The sequence below is a fragment of the Lysinibacillus sp. BNK-21 genome (assembly GCF_048684915.1).
Lineage (GTDB): Bacteria > Bacillota > Bacilli > Bacillales_A > Planococcaceae > Lysinibacillus > Lysinibacillus capsici.
Genome location: NZ_JBLQTS010000001.1, coordinates 3017991 through 3034561 on the forward strand (window position 1 = coordinate 3017991; position 16571 = coordinate 3034561).

General features: G+C 33.6%; 18 protein-coding genes and 1 pseudogene. 1 reads left to right on the top strand and 18 read right to left on the bottom strand.

Annotation, left to right across the window (positions count from 1 at the left end; all coding sequences use genetic code 11):
- Positions 1 to 35: 35 nt before the first annotated feature.
- From ACMGGO_RS15495 to ACMGGO_RS15575, 17 genes and pseudogenes are all read right to left on the bottom strand, one after another.
- Positions 36 to 809, bottom strand: a complete 774-nt coding sequence (locus ACMGGO_RS15495; protein WP_048389829.1) for a CheR family methyltransferase — start codon at positions 807 to 809, stop codon at positions 36 to 38.
- A gap of 84 nt (positions 810 to 893) precedes the next feature.
- The gene (locus ACMGGO_RS15500) at positions 894 to 1124 is read right to left on the bottom strand and encodes a hypothetical protein (protein ID WP_048389827.1); all 231 of its coding nucleotides are present in this window, start codon (positions 1122 to 1124) and stop codon (positions 894 to 896) included.
- Positions 1125 to 1249: 125 nt separating this feature from the next.
- Positions 1250 to 2875: a long-chain fatty acid--CoA ligase gene (locus ACMGGO_RS15505; RefSeq protein ID WP_048389825.1), complete on the bottom strand. Its 1626-nt coding sequence runs from the start codon at positions 2873 to 2875 to the stop codon at positions 1250 to 1252.
- A gap of 70 nt (positions 2876 to 2945) precedes the next feature.
- Positions 2946 to 3713: a 3-hydroxyacyl-CoA dehydrogenase gene (locus ACMGGO_RS15510; protein WP_048389823.1), complete on the bottom strand. Its 768-nt coding sequence runs from the start codon at positions 3711 to 3713 to the stop codon at positions 2946 to 2948.
- Between the two features lie 15 nt (positions 3714 to 3728).
- Entirely contained in the window at positions 3729 to 4877 is a 1149-nt protein-coding gene (locus tag ACMGGO_RS15515; RefSeq protein ID WP_054550709.1) for a thiolase family protein, read from the bottom strand.
- 226 nt (positions 4878 to 5103) lie between these two features.
- Positions 5104 to 5292: pseudogene (locus tag ACMGGO_RS15520) on the bottom strand (nucleoside-diphosphate kinase); the annotation flags it as partial.
- 194 nt (positions 5293 to 5486) lie between these two features.
- Entirely contained in the window at positions 5487 to 6539 is a 1053-nt protein-coding gene (locus tag ACMGGO_RS15525; RefSeq protein ID WP_259950023.1) for an HNH endonuclease domain-containing protein, read from the bottom strand.
- A 23-nt stretch (positions 6540 to 6562) separates the two neighbouring features.
- The gene (locus ACMGGO_RS15530; RefSeq protein ID WP_312129793.1) at positions 6563 to 6889 is read right to left on the bottom strand and encodes a nucleoside triphosphate pyrophosphohydrolase; all 327 of its coding nucleotides are present in this window, start codon (positions 6887 to 6889) and stop codon (positions 6563 to 6565) included.
- Between the two features lie 100 nt (positions 6890 to 6989).
- On the bottom strand, positions 6990 to 7961 hold the full coding sequence (locus ACMGGO_RS15535) for a hypothetical protein (RefSeq protein WP_340810777.1): 972 nt from the start codon (positions 7959 to 7961) through the stop codon (positions 6990 to 6992).
- Positions 7961 to 8293, bottom strand: a complete 333-nt coding sequence (locus ACMGGO_RS15540; protein ID WP_420282026.1) for a hypothetical protein — start codon at positions 8291 to 8293, stop codon at positions 7961 to 7963. The genes ACMGGO_RS15535 and ACMGGO_RS15540 overlap by 1 nt, the downstream gene beginning before the upstream one ends.
- A gap of 384 nt (positions 8294 to 8677) precedes the next feature.
- Complete coding sequence (locus tag ACMGGO_RS15545) at positions 8678 to 9352, bottom strand: HNH endonuclease (RefSeq protein ID WP_420282027.1); 675 nt, start codon at positions 9350 to 9352, stop codon at positions 8678 to 8680.
- Between the two features lie 5 nt (positions 9353 to 9357).
- Complete coding sequence (locus tag ACMGGO_RS15550) at positions 9358 to 10707, bottom strand: AAA family ATPase (RefSeq protein ID WP_420282028.1); 1350 nt, start codon at positions 10705 to 10707, stop codon at positions 9358 to 9360.
- Between the two features lie 556 nt (positions 10708 to 11263).
- Positions 11264 to 12391, bottom strand: a complete 1128-nt coding sequence (locus tag ACMGGO_RS15555; RefSeq protein WP_420282029.1) for a hypothetical protein — start codon at positions 12389 to 12391, stop codon at positions 11264 to 11266.
- A 23-nt stretch (positions 12392 to 12414) separates the two neighbouring features.
- Positions 12415 to 12597 carry a DUF5659 domain-containing protein gene (locus ACMGGO_RS15560; RefSeq protein WP_257961492.1) on the bottom strand — a complete coding sequence of 61 codons (183 nt, stop codon included), beginning with the start codon at positions 12595 to 12597 and terminating at the stop codon, positions 12415 to 12417.
- An 823-nt stretch (positions 12598 to 13420) separates the two neighbouring features.
- Complete coding sequence (locus ACMGGO_RS15565; protein ID WP_340810770.1) at positions 13421 to 13882, bottom strand: hypothetical protein; 462 nt, start codon at positions 13880 to 13882, stop codon at positions 13421 to 13423.
- Positions 13883 to 13907: 25 nt separating this feature from the next.
- A complete protein-coding gene (locus ACMGGO_RS15570) occupies positions 13908 to 14621 on the bottom strand; it encodes a hypothetical protein (protein WP_340810769.1) in 714 nt (237 codons plus the stop codon).
- 85 nt (positions 14622 to 14706) lie between these two features.
- Positions 14707 to 14874: a hypothetical protein gene (locus ACMGGO_RS15575; protein ID WP_420282030.1), complete on the bottom strand. Its 168-nt coding sequence runs from the start codon at positions 14872 to 14874 to the stop codon at positions 14707 to 14709.
- Positions 14875 to 15008: 134 nt separating this feature from the next.
- On the opposite strand from ACMGGO_RS15575, the gene ACMGGO_RS15580 reads away from it, so the two are divergent.
- A complete protein-coding gene (locus tag ACMGGO_RS15580; RefSeq protein ID WP_221680602.1) occupies positions 15009 to 15365 on the top strand; it encodes a helix-turn-helix transcriptional regulator in 357 nt (118 codons plus the stop codon).
- Positions 15366 to 15485: 120 nt separating this feature from the next.
- Here ACMGGO_RS15580 and ACMGGO_RS15585 read toward each other — a convergent pair whose 3' ends face one another.
- Positions 15486 to 16523 carry a tyrosine-type recombinase/integrase gene (locus tag ACMGGO_RS15585; protein ID WP_053994320.1) on the bottom strand — a complete coding sequence of 346 codons (1038 nt, stop codon included), beginning with the start codon at positions 16521 to 16523 and terminating at the stop codon, positions 15486 to 15488.
- Positions 16524 to 16571: the final 48 nt, after the last annotated feature.

The window sequence follows — 16571 nt, forward strand, 5'->3', positions numbered from 1 at the left end:
TTGTGTCATTTGTACAAAGCTTTTCATCCATATTATTAATTATTTTTACGATAGAAGAACGTGTCTTCTACATCAAATTCATAACGTGCTGGATTAAAAATTTGCTCTGTCGATCCAACAAATAAAACGCCATCCTTGCGCAGTGCTTTACTAAAATTATTATAAATTTGATCTTTCGCTTCTTCTGTAAAATAAATCATGACATTGCGACAAACAATTAAATCATAATTGCCGTCATAAGAGTCATTCAATAAATTATGTTTCTTAAAGGTTACACAACGCTTAATCTCATCCTTCACGCGATAGAAGGAGCCTTCTTGTTCAAAATACTTTGCTTTAATATCACTTGGGACCTCGGCTAAAGAGCGTTCAGGGTAGACACCTAACTTCGCCTTTTGTATCACATTCTCATCTAAATCAGTGGCAATAATTTGAATTTGAGATAAAGGCACCAATTGAGATAATACCATTACTAAAGAATATGGTTCTTCTCCTGTCGAACAAGCCGCACTCCAAATTTTTAAACGCTTATTAGTTTGTAAAAGTTTCGGAAATATTTTCTTTTGTAATACTTCCCAGCGCTTTCCATTGCGATAAAATTCAGAAACATTGATCGTCATACGATCTAAGAATTCATTCATTAAATCACGATCTTGTTCGAGTGCCTTTAGAAAGTCTACAAAATTACGATAGCCCTTTTTCTCATAAAGAGAGGTTAATCGTCTTTTCATTTGCGCTTCTTTATATAACGCTAAATCTATTCCTGTTTTGCGCTTAATACCTTCTATAAACTGTTCATAATCAGACATATGGTCATCTTCCCCTCTAGCGTCGTATTACCATTATAGCGGAAAAGTCCCAATCCTGAAATAGTCTTTCTCATGTATGCAAATCTACTTTCTTACGTTTTGTTTTTCCTCTAAAAGTAATACTTTCGACTGTTCTAATTCAAGTCTCATTTTTTCTGTTTCAATCGTATAAGTTTCTAACCTAAGCTTTTCTAATTCTACTTCTTTTTCAACAGCCTTCAGTTTTATTTTTTGTTGTCTAGTACGAGCGTCTGTAAAAATTCCAGCTAGAGAAATAATGACGCCCCCAATTATCGCTACAATGGCAATTGACAATCCGTTCACTTCCTTTCGTTATTTTGATTATACGGCAAAATGGAAAAAATAGTTTCATTTTTCAGGAATTTATTCCAATAAAAAATGAAGGTAGTTTTTCACCACCCTCATTCTATCCATTATCGTTAGACTTGTATGCGATACTCTTTTAAATCTTCTCGTAATTTAGCCTTCAAGAATTTACCTACAGACGTTTTTGGTACCTCGTCAATGAAGACAATATCATCAGGAACCCATGATTTATGGAATTGGTGCTGTAGACTCTCTAGTAACTCTTCTTTTGTAATCGAACCCTTAAACTCTGGCTTTGCTACGACACAAGCTAATGGTCGCTCCAACCACTTTTCATGTGGAATGGCAATAACAGCCGCCTCAAAGACCTTTGGATGGGACATTAATGCATTTTCAAGCTCTACTGAAGAAATCCATTCGCCACCACTCTTAATTAAATCCTTTGTACGGTCGGTAATTTTTATATAGCCATCTGTTGTCATCACAGCAATATCGCCTGTATAGAGCCAGCCGTCTTTAAAGGCCTCTTCCGTTCGTTCATCCTGATAATACTCATTAGCAATCCATGGTCCTCTAATCGTAAGCTCTCCCATCGTTTTGCCATCCCAAGGCACTTCACCATTTTCATTGACAATCCTTGTATCAATAAGTGGCATCGTCATACCTTGTGTAATCCGAACATTCATTTTTTCATCAGCCGTATAGTCCTGCATATGTGTTAAATACGTGGATAGGCTTACAAGAGGTGAGGTTTCCGTCATACCGTAACCTGTCATGTAAGGGATATTAAGTTCTTGCTCAAAGCCTCGGACAAGACCAATTGGTGAAGCAGAACCTCCACAAACAATTAATCGCATAGACGATAGGTCACGAGGGTTTTGACGCTGCTCCTGTAGAACGCCCAGCCATATGGTCGGTACACCTGCTGTCAATGTAACTTTATATACATCAAATAATTCTAGCAATAGCTGTGGTGTAAACATAGGTCCCGGTAAGACCTGTGTAGAACCAAATGCGACACTGGCAAATGGTAATCCCCATGCATTCGCATGGAACATTGGCACAACAGGTAACACCACATCCGACTCACAAATTGCAATACTGTCAGCGAGACCAGCTGTTAAACTATGAAGTACAATACTGCGATGTGTATAGACTACTCCCTTTGGCATGCCCGTCGTTGCACTGGTATAGCACATGCCTGCAGGTGTATTTTCATCTAAATCTTCTGGGAATGTGAAATGTTCATCTGCCTCCGCAAGTAGCGATTCATAGGAAAGAGCATTTGGAATCGGTAAAGTTTCTACTGCAACAGCATCACCCATAATGATATAATGCTTTACCGTTTTCAGCTGAGAGACGATAGGTGCAATTAGTGGCACCAGATTATCATCTATTAATAATATTTCATCCTCGGCATGATTGATGACATAGGCAATATGCTCAGGGGATAATCGAATATTAATCATATGCAATACTGCTCCTGCACATGGTACAGCAAAATAGGCTTCCAAATGGCGATGGTGATTCCAAGCAAATGTGCCCACCTTCATTCCTCGATCCATCCCTAGTTTCGTCAAAGCATCGGCTAATCGGCGAGTCCGTTTGACATATTCTTTATACGTAAATTCGTGAATAGTAGTGGCACTTGTTCGAGAATAGATTTTCTTTGAGTGAAAAAATCGTTCTGCACGATTCAAAAAACTTGTTAATAATAAAGGTGTATCCATCATATGCATGATACCGCTTCCCTTCATCTACGATTTTAGAAACAATCAAAACAAAAACTATTTGAACTAGATTTTGCCGTTACCTCGGTTGCATGCGAATGGCACCATCTAGTCGAATGACCTCTCCATTTAACAATCCATTGTGGATAATACTTTCAACCAAAAGAGCATATTCCGAAGGTTTTCCAAGTCGTTTAGGGAATGGTGTCATTTGAGCAAGAGCTGTTCGTGCAGGCTCAGGTAACGAAGCAAACATTGGTGTTTCAATTAATCCTGGCGCTATGGTCATCACTCGGACACCGATTTCCGCAAGCTCTCTTGCAATTGGCAACGTCATGGCTGCTACGCCACCTTTTGACGCGCTATAAGCAGCTTGTCCGATTTGCCCATCAAATGCAGCCACAGACGCGGTATTAATAATGACGCCACGCTGTCCATCCTCATTTGGCTCATTATGTTGCATTTTTTCTGCCACTAGACGGATGACATTAAACGTGCCAACTAAATTAACAGCAATCACTTTTTCAAATAACGCAAGGGCGTGTATACCACGCTTCGAAATAACTTTACTCGCATCTGCAATGCCAGCACAGTTCACTGCAACATTGATCTTGCCAAAAGCTGCAATAGCCTGCTCAAGGCCAGTCGCCACCTCCTCTTCCTTTGTGACGTCTACTCGTGCATAAAGGACATTTTGACCTAATTCTTCCACTAGAGCTTGTCCACGCTCATCATTGACATCAAAAATAATTGCTTTGCCACCCTGTCCTATTAATTTCCGAACGGTTGCCTCTCCTAAACCAGAGGCACCCCCTGTTACGACTGCCACCACTTCATGTTCCTTCATCAGACATATCCCCTTTTACATTTTTTCAATGATCGTGGCATTGGCCATTCCCATTCCCTCACAAATCGCCAACAAGCCGTAACGATAATTCTCTCGCTCCATTCGATAGAGCATGGTCGTTAACAATTTCGTACCTGTTGCCCCTAATGGATGTCCCAGTGCAATGGCTCCACCATCAGGATTGAGCTTCTGTGGGTCTCCTCCTATTTCATGCAGCCATACGAGCGGCACAGGTGCAAAGGCTTCATTTACCTCATAGGTGTCGATATCCTCAATGTTGAGCCCTGACCGTTCTAATGCTTTTCTAGTAGCTTCGATTGGCCCTGTCAGCATTAATGTCGGATCAGAGCCCACGACCACTCTTGTCACAATTTTAGCGAGTGGTTGAATGCCTAGTTCTCTCGCTTTATCCAATGCCATTACGACTACAGCTGAGGCCCCATCACTCATTTGGCTCGCATTGCCCGCAGTAATCGCGCCATTCTCTTGAAAGACGGTTTTTAATCCATTTAAAATGTCAACGGTAGTTTCTGCACGAGGACCCTCATCTACCGCAAATGTTGTCACTGAGCCATCCTCTTGTGGAACTTGAATGGGTAGTATTTCAGCTTGGAAATGACCCGCTCTAATGGCGGAAATCGCCCGTTGATGGCTTTGATAAGCATAGCTATTTAGCTGTTCTTTCGATAAAGACCATTGGGAAGCAATTTTCTCTGCTGATAATCCTTGATGGATAATATCATAATTTTCCTGTAAGCGGTTACTAGCATGGGCATGTTGCATGTTTGAGCCCATTGGTACTCTTGACATACTTTCTACCCCCCCAGCAATGACAATGTCCATATCCCCTGCTAAAATTGCCTGTGCTGCGAAGTGCACGGCTTGTTGGCTTGAACCACACTGACGATCAATGGTTACACCTGGCACACTATCGGGGAATCCAGCCATTAATAAAGAGGTCCTCGCAATATTTGCCCCTTGTTCAGCTGTTTGCGTCACACACCCCAAAATGACATCGTCTACTTGTTCCTTACCAATGCCTGCACGCTTTACAACCTCCTGTAATACATCAGCTGCTAAATCATCTGCTCGAACTTGACTTAATGCGCCCTTACTTCTTCCTATAGCAGTTCTCACAGCTGCTACAATCACCACTTCTCTCATGTCCATAACCCCTTTTCCTCGTCATCCTCTTAGTTTATTGACGAGTCTACTCAACTATTCCTCACTTAATTATCAGAATATTACATTATTTATTGTACATGACTAAGAAGTTTTTAACAATTCTATATGTTTCTAGTAAGAGATTATTCGTCGGAATGATCCCTCCCCTTTTTTGCGCAATAAAAAAGCAATCTCAAAAAATTGAGATTGCTTGATCTATTCGAAATTAAACTAAATCTTCACCGAAGAATAAGCCGATTTCGCGCTCTGCAGAAGCAAGAGAGTCAGAACCGTGGATGATGTTGTGAGAAACAGTTGTTGCGTAGTCTCCACGGATTGTACCTGGGTTACTACCAAGAAAATTGACGATAACTATCGCCTCTGAAATCACCAATATCATGGGTTCTCTGAAATAAACGAAAAAAACTAAATTAGAACCGAGCTTTTACCTTCTATTAATTAGTAACTATACATTACTTTTTGCCATGTTAGCAAGTAGAAGTGGAAAAATCCCCACTATAATAAAGTCATCTATTTGCAAGTAAACTTTTAGACTCTTTACATTTTTATAAAGACAGTACCATCCTGTATATTTTTCATTGCTCTATTTTAAAATCCAATGTCATACTCAAATTTAGGCTTCCACTTTGCTCTACTTAGGGTCTCCGCAAGTCTATACATTAGTTTTAAAAAATCTGCTCTTTGCTGTGGATTTTTCCCTGTTCGCATAATAATCGTTTCTTTTAGTGGATGATTGCTTTCAATTAGAAACTCATTACGCTTATACAATCGTTGTAAAAGAGGGTCTTCAGGTAGTCTAGCAAACTTCCCATTAGCTTCACCTCTATTACAATCCTGACAGCTTAGAACTAGATTCCAAACACAATTTAAGTCTAAATCATGTGTACTGTTGAACTGTGTTGATAGCGGTACGAAATGGTCTATGTCACAAGTATTCAATTGGTTACTTTCAATTGAAATCGGTTTATAGCAATAGAAGCATTTTCCCTTTTGATATCCGTTTAATGGCTTTCTAGCAGAAGTTAGATTTATTCTTTCATGAGACAACATGAACTGCTGTGGTGTCATAGGCTTTATAAAGAAAAACTGCTCAAGGTCTGTATCAAACTGAACTTCTAGTTTTGGATTTCGTTCAGTCCATGCGTTTTCAACTAAGTTCCATCTACCTTCAATTTCACTTAATATATTTTCTTTTTGGGAGCTTCCATTCAACATAAATATACTATCAGTCAACGTAATCCCTAACGACTTTCCTTGTATGGACTTCTCATAAAATTTTTTATCAAGCTCACCATTAGGAATGTTATGAAAGGCATCTATCACATTGTTAAACCCTACTTTTTCGGTAACTTCAAGTAACTGTTCCCACGTAATTTGGTTTTGATGAAACAAATTCAAGGCACTAATAAACTTAGATGACTGACTTGTTATTTGTCGTTTCCCGTTCCTAATATGCTCTAACATGTACTTTGCAAATATAGGGGATATTTCTTCTAAGCTCACAAAACTTTTATTACTCTCACCTAATTCAAGTAATGTTTTAGCAAACGCAAATTTATAAGTTGCAACATTTCTACCAAATAAGTATATCGAGCGAAAATTCGATTCCAAAGTATTATCATTGTCTAAGTAATTATTCATCTAAACACTCCATTGAAAATAGGTTACTTATCCTCTACATCAATTAAATAAATCGCCTTTTCAAATCCTCCACGTTTAGCCTTCTTCTGTCCTCTAACCGCTTCCAGTTCATCATAACTTACACCTAATGCATTAATAGCTGTATGTACTAATTCTAAAATATCTGCTAATTCTTCAATACTTTCTTGTACATTATCTGTTCCATGAAACTCTTTAGCTTCTTCGATCATTTTTACTTTTACTTCTACTAGAAGCTCCTGTGGTTCTAAAATTCTTGCATTATATTTTAATCCATCCGCTTCAATAATCTCTAAAATCTTATCTCGTACTAATTTATTATATACAGGCATCGTCATTCTCCTTTATCGTGGTATTTATTCACTTTAATTGTACTAAATCATAAACTAATTTATAGCTCTTTTCCAAAAGCATAAGTCTTCTTATATAATTTTATTGCTTATCTTTTTCTTTCTTTTTAGATTCAATAACTTTTTTCGATGAATTATTCAATTCTTGATTATTTATTAGCTTACTAACAGAATATGATACAAAAAAGGCAATCACAGTCAAGTTATATATGTGACCCAAAATAAACTCAAAAAAAGGTATAAAATCTATCACATCTTTCCCAGTTTTAAATTCAGTAAAGGAAAAAAAAGGTTTGATACCTTTATATGTAACTAATAAAATTTCTTCTAAGCCCCAGTTTGAACTACTATTTAACTGGTAAATATCTTCTTTTTGAAAAAAAATAAATTCTCCATTAGCATTTAGGTACTGATCATTGTTAACTCCATAAAAAAGACCAAACCTAAATCCTATATAGAAGAAATTTAATAATAGTATTAATATAATGAAATTAAATACTTGAAAAATATAATTATTTTTAAAAGAATCAACTACACTTTTCATTATCAAAAATGAAAATAAAACTGGAATTGCTATACCTATAAATAAACTTTCGACAGATGTAACTGTCTTAATATCGGAATCCAAAATTGCAATCGTAAATGAAAATAAGATACCTATTTTAATAAAATACATACCTATTTTTTCAAACCCACTAAAGCTTGAATTATGTAAAAACCACATTATCCCAGATAATATAACGATAACAGCTATCCCCATTGTTAAGAGAAAAAGTTTACTTTCACTATTTATTTTTGATGGGCTATCATATATCGTCACTAAACACATAGCTAATGTAAACAACCATATATACCATTTACCAATAGTATTTAAATATAAAGTTTTTTCTAATTCCAACTCCCAATTATCAATCAAATGATAAGAAAATATATCTTTCTCATCAACACTATATCTATTTATTTTTACTTTTATTCTTTTACACACAATGATAACTGTATTAAAAAAAATCCCAAATAAAATTATTAGTATCAAAAATGCACCAAATTCTAACATTACAAACACCTCCTCTTTAAAATGATAAATAAATATTTATATATTAGTATAAAATTTCTTTTTGTCTTCCTTGTTGTATGTTTACCTATTGAATTGCTTCCTATCATATCACCAGCTTTAGAAATAATACGATAAGCTTGTGTTGTTGTAATATGACCACTACCCTTACGACTAGCAAATAGGTATACCGCTTCTTTAGGTAATGTTTCTATGTAATCAACAATATCAGCCATTAAGCTATATAAATAAACCTTTCTTTCCTTCTTTGTCTTGCCTTTACGAATTTTAAAACTAGATTTGCCTTTCACTTGCTCAACTTCTAAAGCAATCACCACAACGTAATCCTGTTGAAATCCCTAACTTAAATAATAGTTGGCAACTCTATCAACATACAAAAGAGCATGTACGAAATATGACCCTTTCTCAGTGAACGAATCAGCTTCCCTCTTATAGGCGTTCAGCCCCACGGGAACTTATGCGACTTACATGACCCACAACTTAAGACCTTTATTTAATCTTATTCCAAAACTAATATCAAATTAAAAAATGAGATAAACACTTAGTTTATCCCCACTCTTATTCTATTACTTCCTCAAGGCTTGAGCTTACTCTTATATACACTCATAGGTACTGACTAAATTGTTTAGTTGGCTTCATATGACTCTCACAAACCATTCTGTTATCCTTCTGCATTTTTATGTGAATTACAAACATTTTTATTTTTGTAATGTATATGAGGTTTCACATAAATTGTACTTTGATTCAAATAACTCCAGAAAATCAGAAACCATCTTACAATACTCTTGTTCAATTTTTGCTTTTTTTCTAAAGTCATCAAATAGAGCTTCTCTTAAAACTGGATTTGTAGCACTTTGAATCTGCATAGTAAATCCACTTAAATTTTCTAAATATCGAGTTCTATCTTCAAACAATTCTGCCCTATTCAAATCTAATTTTGAACGGGTTAGAATAGCCTTCTCTGTTTTTTCAATGAGCATTGGACCTGCAAAATAAAAGTGTTCATTTGGGTCATCAATATAAGGGTCTATTAGTAAATTGTCAACATCATAAAAATCTCTCTTGTTATTATTACAAACTGTACATGCTAAGGTTAAATTATCCCATTGAAAACACTTTTCAGGAACTTCACTTTTAGGAACTATATGTTCAATATCACCAAACGAGATATGTAATATTTTTGATTCACAATATGCACACTTACCATGCGTTTCCTCAATTAGAGTTTTTTTAACTTCCTTATGGGAATACTTACTCCCAACCCTTTTAGATACATTTTCATCTCCTTCCTTATATGCTAAATATAATTCTGTCCATTCATTAGCATTTTGAATTAAAATAGCTGGCTTATTTAGTTTTTTTAAACCAATCATTAATTCTACACCTCAAATTTTTTAAGCATTTCAGGCAAGTATTCCTCTAAACCCTTATTGCTTAAATACAGCTTTAATTGATTATATGAATCTAAATCTAGTTTTTTTGTACTAAAATTACTTAAAATACTATCCAACTCATTTTCCAACCAAAGAGGCATAGTAACAGGAACTCCCAAAACATTTTTTAGTACATCAAAAGCATCATTGTTTTTATTGAAAAAATCCAACTTTAACGATTCCACTCTATTTTTATCATTATATTTCAACGCATACACATACGATTCCTTAATAGAGTTGACAACAAACGGACTGTGTGTACTAATTATAAATTGAGCTTTCGGAAATGCATTTAAAAGATTAGGTAATATTTCCCTTTGCATAGAGGGATGTAAATGATTTTCGATTTCATCTATAATAATTGTGTATTCTTCATCAGCATTATCATACATAAATACTTGCCAAGCTAAATCTATCAGTGCTCCTAAACCACCCGAAACTGCATCAATTAGGAAATCACCACTATCCGTTTTTAAAACAACTTCACCTGCTTCAATAGTTATTTTATTTAGACCTATATGTTTTGGTAAAATTGATTTTAATATATTTGTAAACCCATAAAATTTTTCTTTTAATTCTTCATTAGGTTCAACTAAAGCATTTCCTTCACCAAATATTGCTAATGAAATTAGCGATTTTTTCATATATTGTACAGGCGATTCATCATTACTATTATATCTATTATTCAAGGTTCTATTTTGAATCGAGCTTAAATATTGACGATATAAACTATTTGTATCATCAACATGTAAAGGAATTTCATCTACTCTTACATACGAATATGGTTGACGATGAGATGAAATGTTCACACCTTTTATTATGCCATCTACATCATAAGGCTTAAATTCTTTTTCTTCATTAAAATATTGAAATCGTGCTTCTATATTATACGAAGCTGAATGTACTTCTTCTGGTACATAAAATTTAAAAATGCCTTTTTCGACTTCCAATTCGCCCATAACTATATTATTAGCTTTAATTGTATCAATCCATTTTTCAGAATTTGATTGCATATCATACAAAACTTTCTTTAATTCTTTATTTTCTCGTGTAAATTCTGTTATTTTATCAAAGTTTATACCAGCTAAGAATATACTTTTATTCTTTTTAAGAAATACACTTGCAACTTCCTCATAACCCCAACCTAGTTGCCGTGCAATTAATCTTAAAACAGAACTCTTGCCCGCACCATTTGCTCCTGTAATAATTGTAACTCGTGGGTGAAAATCAAACTGAATTTTATCAAATTGCTTCCAATCTTCTAAGGTCAATTTTTTTAATACCATTTCATCCATTCCTCCTTAACATTTATTTAGTTCAACTGGCTAACAATCTATTCCCTATTACATACAACTATTTAAAATAAAAACACAATTATAGTAATTTAATCCACGAATTACATCTGTTACCTCAATACCATTATCTTCTTCCACTTCTTGAAATTCAATATTATATTTCACCTTTTGATAAAGTTCTTCTGATTTCATTTTTATGAATCAAAGGATAAATACCGAAGGTAACACTTTTGCATCTGATAAGATTCACCCTATAAATCAGAAGAAAGATACACCTTTAATGCTATTTTCAATTGATTCCTCTGTTATCCCAATATAGCGCAATGTTGTCTTTTGTGATGAGTGATTATAGATTTCCATTAATGTTGCTACATCCTTTGTAGCTTGATAGTATGTTTTATCAAAAAAAACCCCTTACTTCAATGTAAGGGCTGAATAAATTTCATGTTTGAAATGCTTGATTCGCATTATATATGTTCTTGTGTTTTATATAAGGCTAATCAAAAATTCCAAAACCCTTATATTTAGATTTTGATAACTTACCTAATCCATGTTTTCAATAATCATCTAAGAAGGCTGTTAAATCTACATCACTCTTATCTTTTTTTATATATGAAGTTACAATCTCTAATGTTTTATCCGTAACATTTGTATCCCCATCCATTGATTCCAATTCTTCCAAATGTTTTTGAGACATGAGTTCTACCGTATCATGTTGTCTCTTTCGAAGTTCAATATACTCTTGATATTCACTTTCTAATCGCACTACTACTTTGCCCGCATAACCATCTTTAACTTTGCTTGCTAACATTTTGTCAATTTTCTTTTGACCTTCTCTTTTAACATATTCGCAATTCGTTTCTTTCCATGCTCTATAACCTTCAAATTCTATATATGTTTTCCTATCAAAAATTTGCATAAAAATTTTTTTATCATTCCTTATATCATTGTCTGTGACTGTTTCTCGCATCTTATCAAGGTAATTTTCAACTTTATATTTTTCGACTGTTTCTTCAAGTTTAGTAGAAGATTTGTCTTTATCCATCACTGCATAAGAATTTGTTTCTTGTCTGATTTCACCTTGCTCATTTTGGTAATACTCACCTTTTACAATACGTAAAAATCTTTTTTCATAGTCTTTAAATGCGGTTTCTAAAGTTGATTTAGCAATACCTAATACTTTAACCCATTCGGATTTAGGTACATCGTATTTGATTCTCTTCCTCCACTCTATAAAAGCTATTACCATTAAAGCTCTACCATCATTGTTTGCAAGATTATAAAGTTTACCAGATAATTTTGTAAATCCTTTAAATATACGTTTTTTTCCTTCCTCATATATTTCAACAATAAATTCAGGAGACAATAACTCCTGTACTTGCATTACTGTGAAAAAGGCTTTTTTAATATCCCCATCACAGTCTATTTTTATATACTCCTTTTTTTCTAAACTTCTAAGGTTTGTAATAACTTCTGCTTTATCACGTTGTTTATTCTTGGTCTGTAATCCCAAGTTTTGGATTAACATATCAATAGAAGTTATTGTTTGATTCCATTGCCCTATCTGTTTCATAAATTGTAGATGGACATAAAGTAAAAATTCATCCGTAGTCAAATGATACTTTGTCCCCCAAGCAAATGCTACATTTGGTAGTACGATATTAGATTGTTCATTCATTTTCATCTTGCCTATTTCCTTTCTTTTGCTTAACCCATTTCATAATTAATTTGTTTATAGCTATCTAAAGCTTTACTTAATTCTGGTGTCCTCAAAAACATCCAATATTTTTGTAACGATGTTTCATGATACGCACATAATAAAAATTTAAATCCTTTTCTTTTCAAATACATCATAACCGTTCTGTTATAACAAAAGAAAAAATCTTTCACAGTCAATTGTTCAACCTCCCTTCTTCTGACTTTTGATAGGAAAATTATTACCGTTTTTAACTATAGAATGGCTGTCAACACAATCAACAAACCAATTCATATATCATATTATATCATAAAAGTCAAGTTTTTTCAAATTCCATGCTACTATCTTATTGATTTTTGCAAAAAAATGTAGTAATGATAATTATCATTTAATTCTGGTGTAATAGTGCGAAGCCCTACGTTGCGAAGCAACGAAATAGATTGCGTAAGCAATTAGATAGTATAGAGCGAAGCGACCAATATTCTCTTTATCTATTTATTATATTTATTTCTATTATGTCTATACTGCCCGTTTACAGTATACATTTCATACCAAAATCAAAACTTTTATTTGTTTTTTTGTATGTTTCATGTACATCTTTTAGGTAAAATGTCCTTAATTTATGTATGGAAATAATACATATTTCGATACTATAGAAATGCAAAAATATATTTTATGATAAAAACTCAATTTTATCCATTAGATAGACAGCTAGCACACAGCTTATAAACTAAAAGAAGCGTCAAATACACGAAATTGTATTTTGACGCTTTTAAATTGCTAACTACGTGTAGGAGCGGATGTGCTACCATGTCTATGACTATAAACATCAACCTATTTGGTCTTTAATACCCCCGTACTACTCACACGTAGAAATCATCTCTATTATCATTATTTTATTCCAAATTGCACGTGACGTATTTTCCATACATTTGCGTGGCTGATAGACTCTTTTTCACTGTTCATGATAATAAAACAAATAAAAAACAGGGATTTCTCTCCCTGCTCTCTTCATCTTTATGGTTCTTGTTTATCATCAACATACTCCCACTGATATTCAAATGACTTTGCATTAGCTTGAATGATTTTTTGTTGCAACATCTCAACTGTGTCCAACATGTCGGAGTCAATATCCTCGTTAGCAAATTCTAGTGTAGACAAATCTAGTAATATCTGTGCTGATTCTCTTTTATCATCATCGAATACAATTTCCGTAACAAAGCTATTACCTTCTTCGTCTTTTTCTCGTATTTTTATCATGTTCATTACTTCATCATAATCTAATACTTTATAGGTTTTATCTTTTTGACCCTCTTCATTAACTTGTATAATGCTGTCTTCACTAATATAGTACTGTGTTGCAGATTCTTCATCTATCCAATGACCATAAAGAGATGTTTTTACATTGGATAAATCTCTACCACTACAAGCACTAAGAATAAAAATCAGCGACATTATTACTAAGATTAATTTGTTCACTCTACTTCATCCTTTGACAAATATTTTAACGTGACATTTCTTTCTGAATATATATTCTGTCTGCCTCTTCTTCACTTATTCCATATTTCTCACTTGCTAATTTAGATACCTGTGCATCATGTATTTCAGGATTATAATTTTCCCCATTATTAGTTAATGCACTGTATGACTGCACCATAAATTCATAAATCTCATCATCACTAGCTTTATAAATTGTGTTCAATTCTGTTGTAGCTGAATCAAGTAAATTCACAGCCACTACAAAATGCCTTGATGATTCAAGTACCGTTTCAACATTTTTTTCTAATGAACCTTTTTCATATAAATTTGCACCTAATTCTAACTCCTTAAATACCTCTATCATTCGTGAATGATAGTTTAATAATTCATCGGGTACACCCATCTCTTTAATAAATTTGTAATTATCTCTAACTTCTTTAGCTACACCAGTTATCCTCGATACAAATTCTTTATCTTCTATTATTAGAGGATTATCAGCCATTTTCTGACTCAATGCTTCCATAGCTTTTAATTCTATATATATGTTTTCTTTAAATCTTTGCATATCGCTGAGATATTCCTCAATATTAGCTGTACTATCGCTTTCCGCAATCATCTTGGTTGTAGATAACGCAACTTCATCTTTTTTATTTACTTCTTCTGTGGTTTCATCCAATTTATCAGAACACCCTGTTAATGTCGCACCTAGTAATAATAGAACTCCTACTTTTTTTAACATTATTCCCCTCCTATAATTTACATTATTGAAAACCCTATGACCCGCTTCAATTAAGATAAACACTCATATAGCTGTATATGTACCATCAATCTTCTTTCTCGCCATCTTTTTTCTTAGGCTTGGTTACACCCACAACTTGATTCGATTGGGCAAACTCTAGTGCATGTAAAATACCAAGTATATAACGCTTTCCTTCTTCATCTAACCTTTTAAAGCTGGACTCTAGTTGCTTGTATTGGTCTTCGTTTTCCATGAAACCCCTCCTTATTCACACCTTATGAGAGTATTATATAATTACATAGAGAGTAATTCAACTGCATTTTATTTATATTTACTTTCAATGTGAGTGGATATATGATATTTTGAATACTAACGAGGTGATATCTATTGTCTACTACTATCAATCAACGTGTTAAACAAGTACGAACTGAACTGAATTTATCGCAAGCCAAATTTGCTAAAGCTATTTCAATATCCAATAGTCATATAGCAGGCATTGAATTAGAGCATCGAAAGGTAAATGACCGCATCATCAGATTGATTTGTATCACTTTCAATGTGAATGAAAATTGGCTAAATACTGGTGAAGGTGAGATGTTTAAAAGCCCTGCTGATACTAAATTTGAAATGGCTATGACAATTTTCAAAGAGTTAAATCCTGATTATCAAGAGTTTGTGTTAAAACAAATTAACGAGCTATTGCAAATCCAAAATAATTGGAAAAATAAACAAACTAAGGAATAGGGCTATCAATAGTAGCCCTATTTTTCATCTCGTTTAGACACATATACAAGTAGTTCTGGAAGCGGGGCAAATATAAGCTTTTCGCTATCGCTTTAAACTAACTCTGAGAAGAAGTATATGTTATAAAAAATCACGTAAATTCTTTGCTACTGTATCAACATCTAACCCCAAATATCTCGTAGTTGTCGATAAGTCAGAATGCGCTAAAGCATGAGATACTAAGTTTATATCCGCCCCACGTTTCACCAAATTATGAGCATACAACCTTCTAATAGAATGAGGATTAATGTTCTTTAAATTCCACTTGTTACTGTATACCCATAAATTTTTTGCAATTAAATTGGACGGTGAAACTGTATTTGAGATTGGTACGCCTATGTTTGAAAGAAAGATATAATCATTCTTTTCTCTATGTTCTTTCCTAACATCATCATTTATTGAAATTAGCTCTCTTAATAAAGTACACATTTCATCATCTAAAGGGAGAATCAATGGTCTATGCGATTTCATTATCTCTCCCTGTAACTTCAAAAGCATATTTTCAAAATCAATATTCTGTTCTCTTAAAGCTCCCAATGTTTTAATTCGAATACCTGTTTTGTATAAAAGTAAAATCGCTATACTATCACGTAATCCCGAATACGTTGATTTATCCAAAAGTGATAACAAGAGTGCCAGTTCACTTTCCGTAGTAGCTTCCTTAACGCTTGTATTTACTTTTATTTTGATGTTTGTCCAAAACTTTGAGTTATACCAACCATTATCGTGACACTTGCTTAAAACGGCTTTAATTTGCTTTAAACGACCATGTAGAGATGTGTCCTTTGCATTTTTGAAACTTGATAAATATTGATAAATTTTTTCATTGTTTATTTCATGGAGATATTCAACTTTAGTAACTTCAACAAATCGCTTAAAATTATAGTTGTAACTATCAATTGTCCTTGGTCTTAATCCGTTTAGTCGCCATTGTTGATTTAAAATTTGTATGGCGTGTTTAATGGTTATATTTCTGTTGTCCAATTCATCAAACGTATCCATTTTAACTATTGAGTTATTGATTTTTGTCACCATTTCTTTCTTTGGTTCTTTTTCAGTTTTGATAGTCAATAAGCTTAAATCAATGTTTGTGTTAACTTTATTGAATGATTTTGACAAATAAAAAACCCCCTAACATTTTTTGTTAGAAGGTAAAAGTTACATCGG

Bases quoted from the DNA above. Each gene is read 5' to 3' on its own strand.
- ACMGGO_RS15495 (WP_048389829.1), bottom strand. From the start codon at position 809: ATGTCTGATTATGAACAGTTTATAGAAGGTATTAAGCGCAAAACAGGA.
- ACMGGO_RS15505 (WP_048389825.1), bottom strand. From the start codon at position 2,875: ATGCATATGATGGATACACCTTTATTATTAACAAGTTTTTTGAATCGT.
- ACMGGO_RS15510 (WP_048389823.1), bottom strand. From the start codon at position 3,713: ATGAAGGAACATGAAGTGGTGGCAGTCGTAACAGGGGGTGCCTCTGGT.
- ACMGGO_RS15515 (WP_054550709.1), bottom strand. From the start codon at position 4,877: ATGAGAGAAGTGGTGATTGTAGCAGCTGTGAGAACTGCTATAGGAAGA.
- ACMGGO_RS15525 (WP_259950023.1), bottom strand. From the start codon at position 6,539: ATGAATAATTACTTAGACAATGATAATACTTTGGAATCGAATTTTCGC.
- ACMGGO_RS15530 (WP_312129793.1), bottom strand. From the start codon at position 6,889: ATGCCTGTATATAATAAATTAGTACGAGATAAGATTTTAGAGATTATT.
- ACMGGO_RS15535 (WP_340810777.1), bottom strand. From the start codon at position 7,961: ATGTTAGAATTTGGTGCATTTTTGATACTAATAATTTTATTTGGGATT.
- ACMGGO_RS15545 (WP_420282027.1), bottom strand. From the start codon at position 9,352: ATGATTGGTTTAAAAAAACTAAATAAGCCAGCTATTTTAATTCAAAAT.
- ACMGGO_RS15550 (WP_420282028.1), bottom strand. From the start codon at position 10,707: ATGGATGAAATGGTATTAAAAAAATTGACCTTAGAAGATTGGAAGCAA.
- ACMGGO_RS15555 (WP_420282029.1), bottom strand. From the start codon at position 12,391: ATGAAAATGAATGAACAATCTAATATCGTACTACCAAATGTAGCATTT.
- ACMGGO_RS15570 (WP_340810769.1), bottom strand. From the start codon at position 14,621: ATGTTAAAAAAAGTAGGAGTTCTATTATTACTAGGTGCGACATTAACA.
- ACMGGO_RS15575 (WP_420282030.1), bottom strand. From the start codon at position 14,874: ATGGAAAACGAAGACCAATACAAGCAACTAGAGTCCAGCTTTAAAAGG.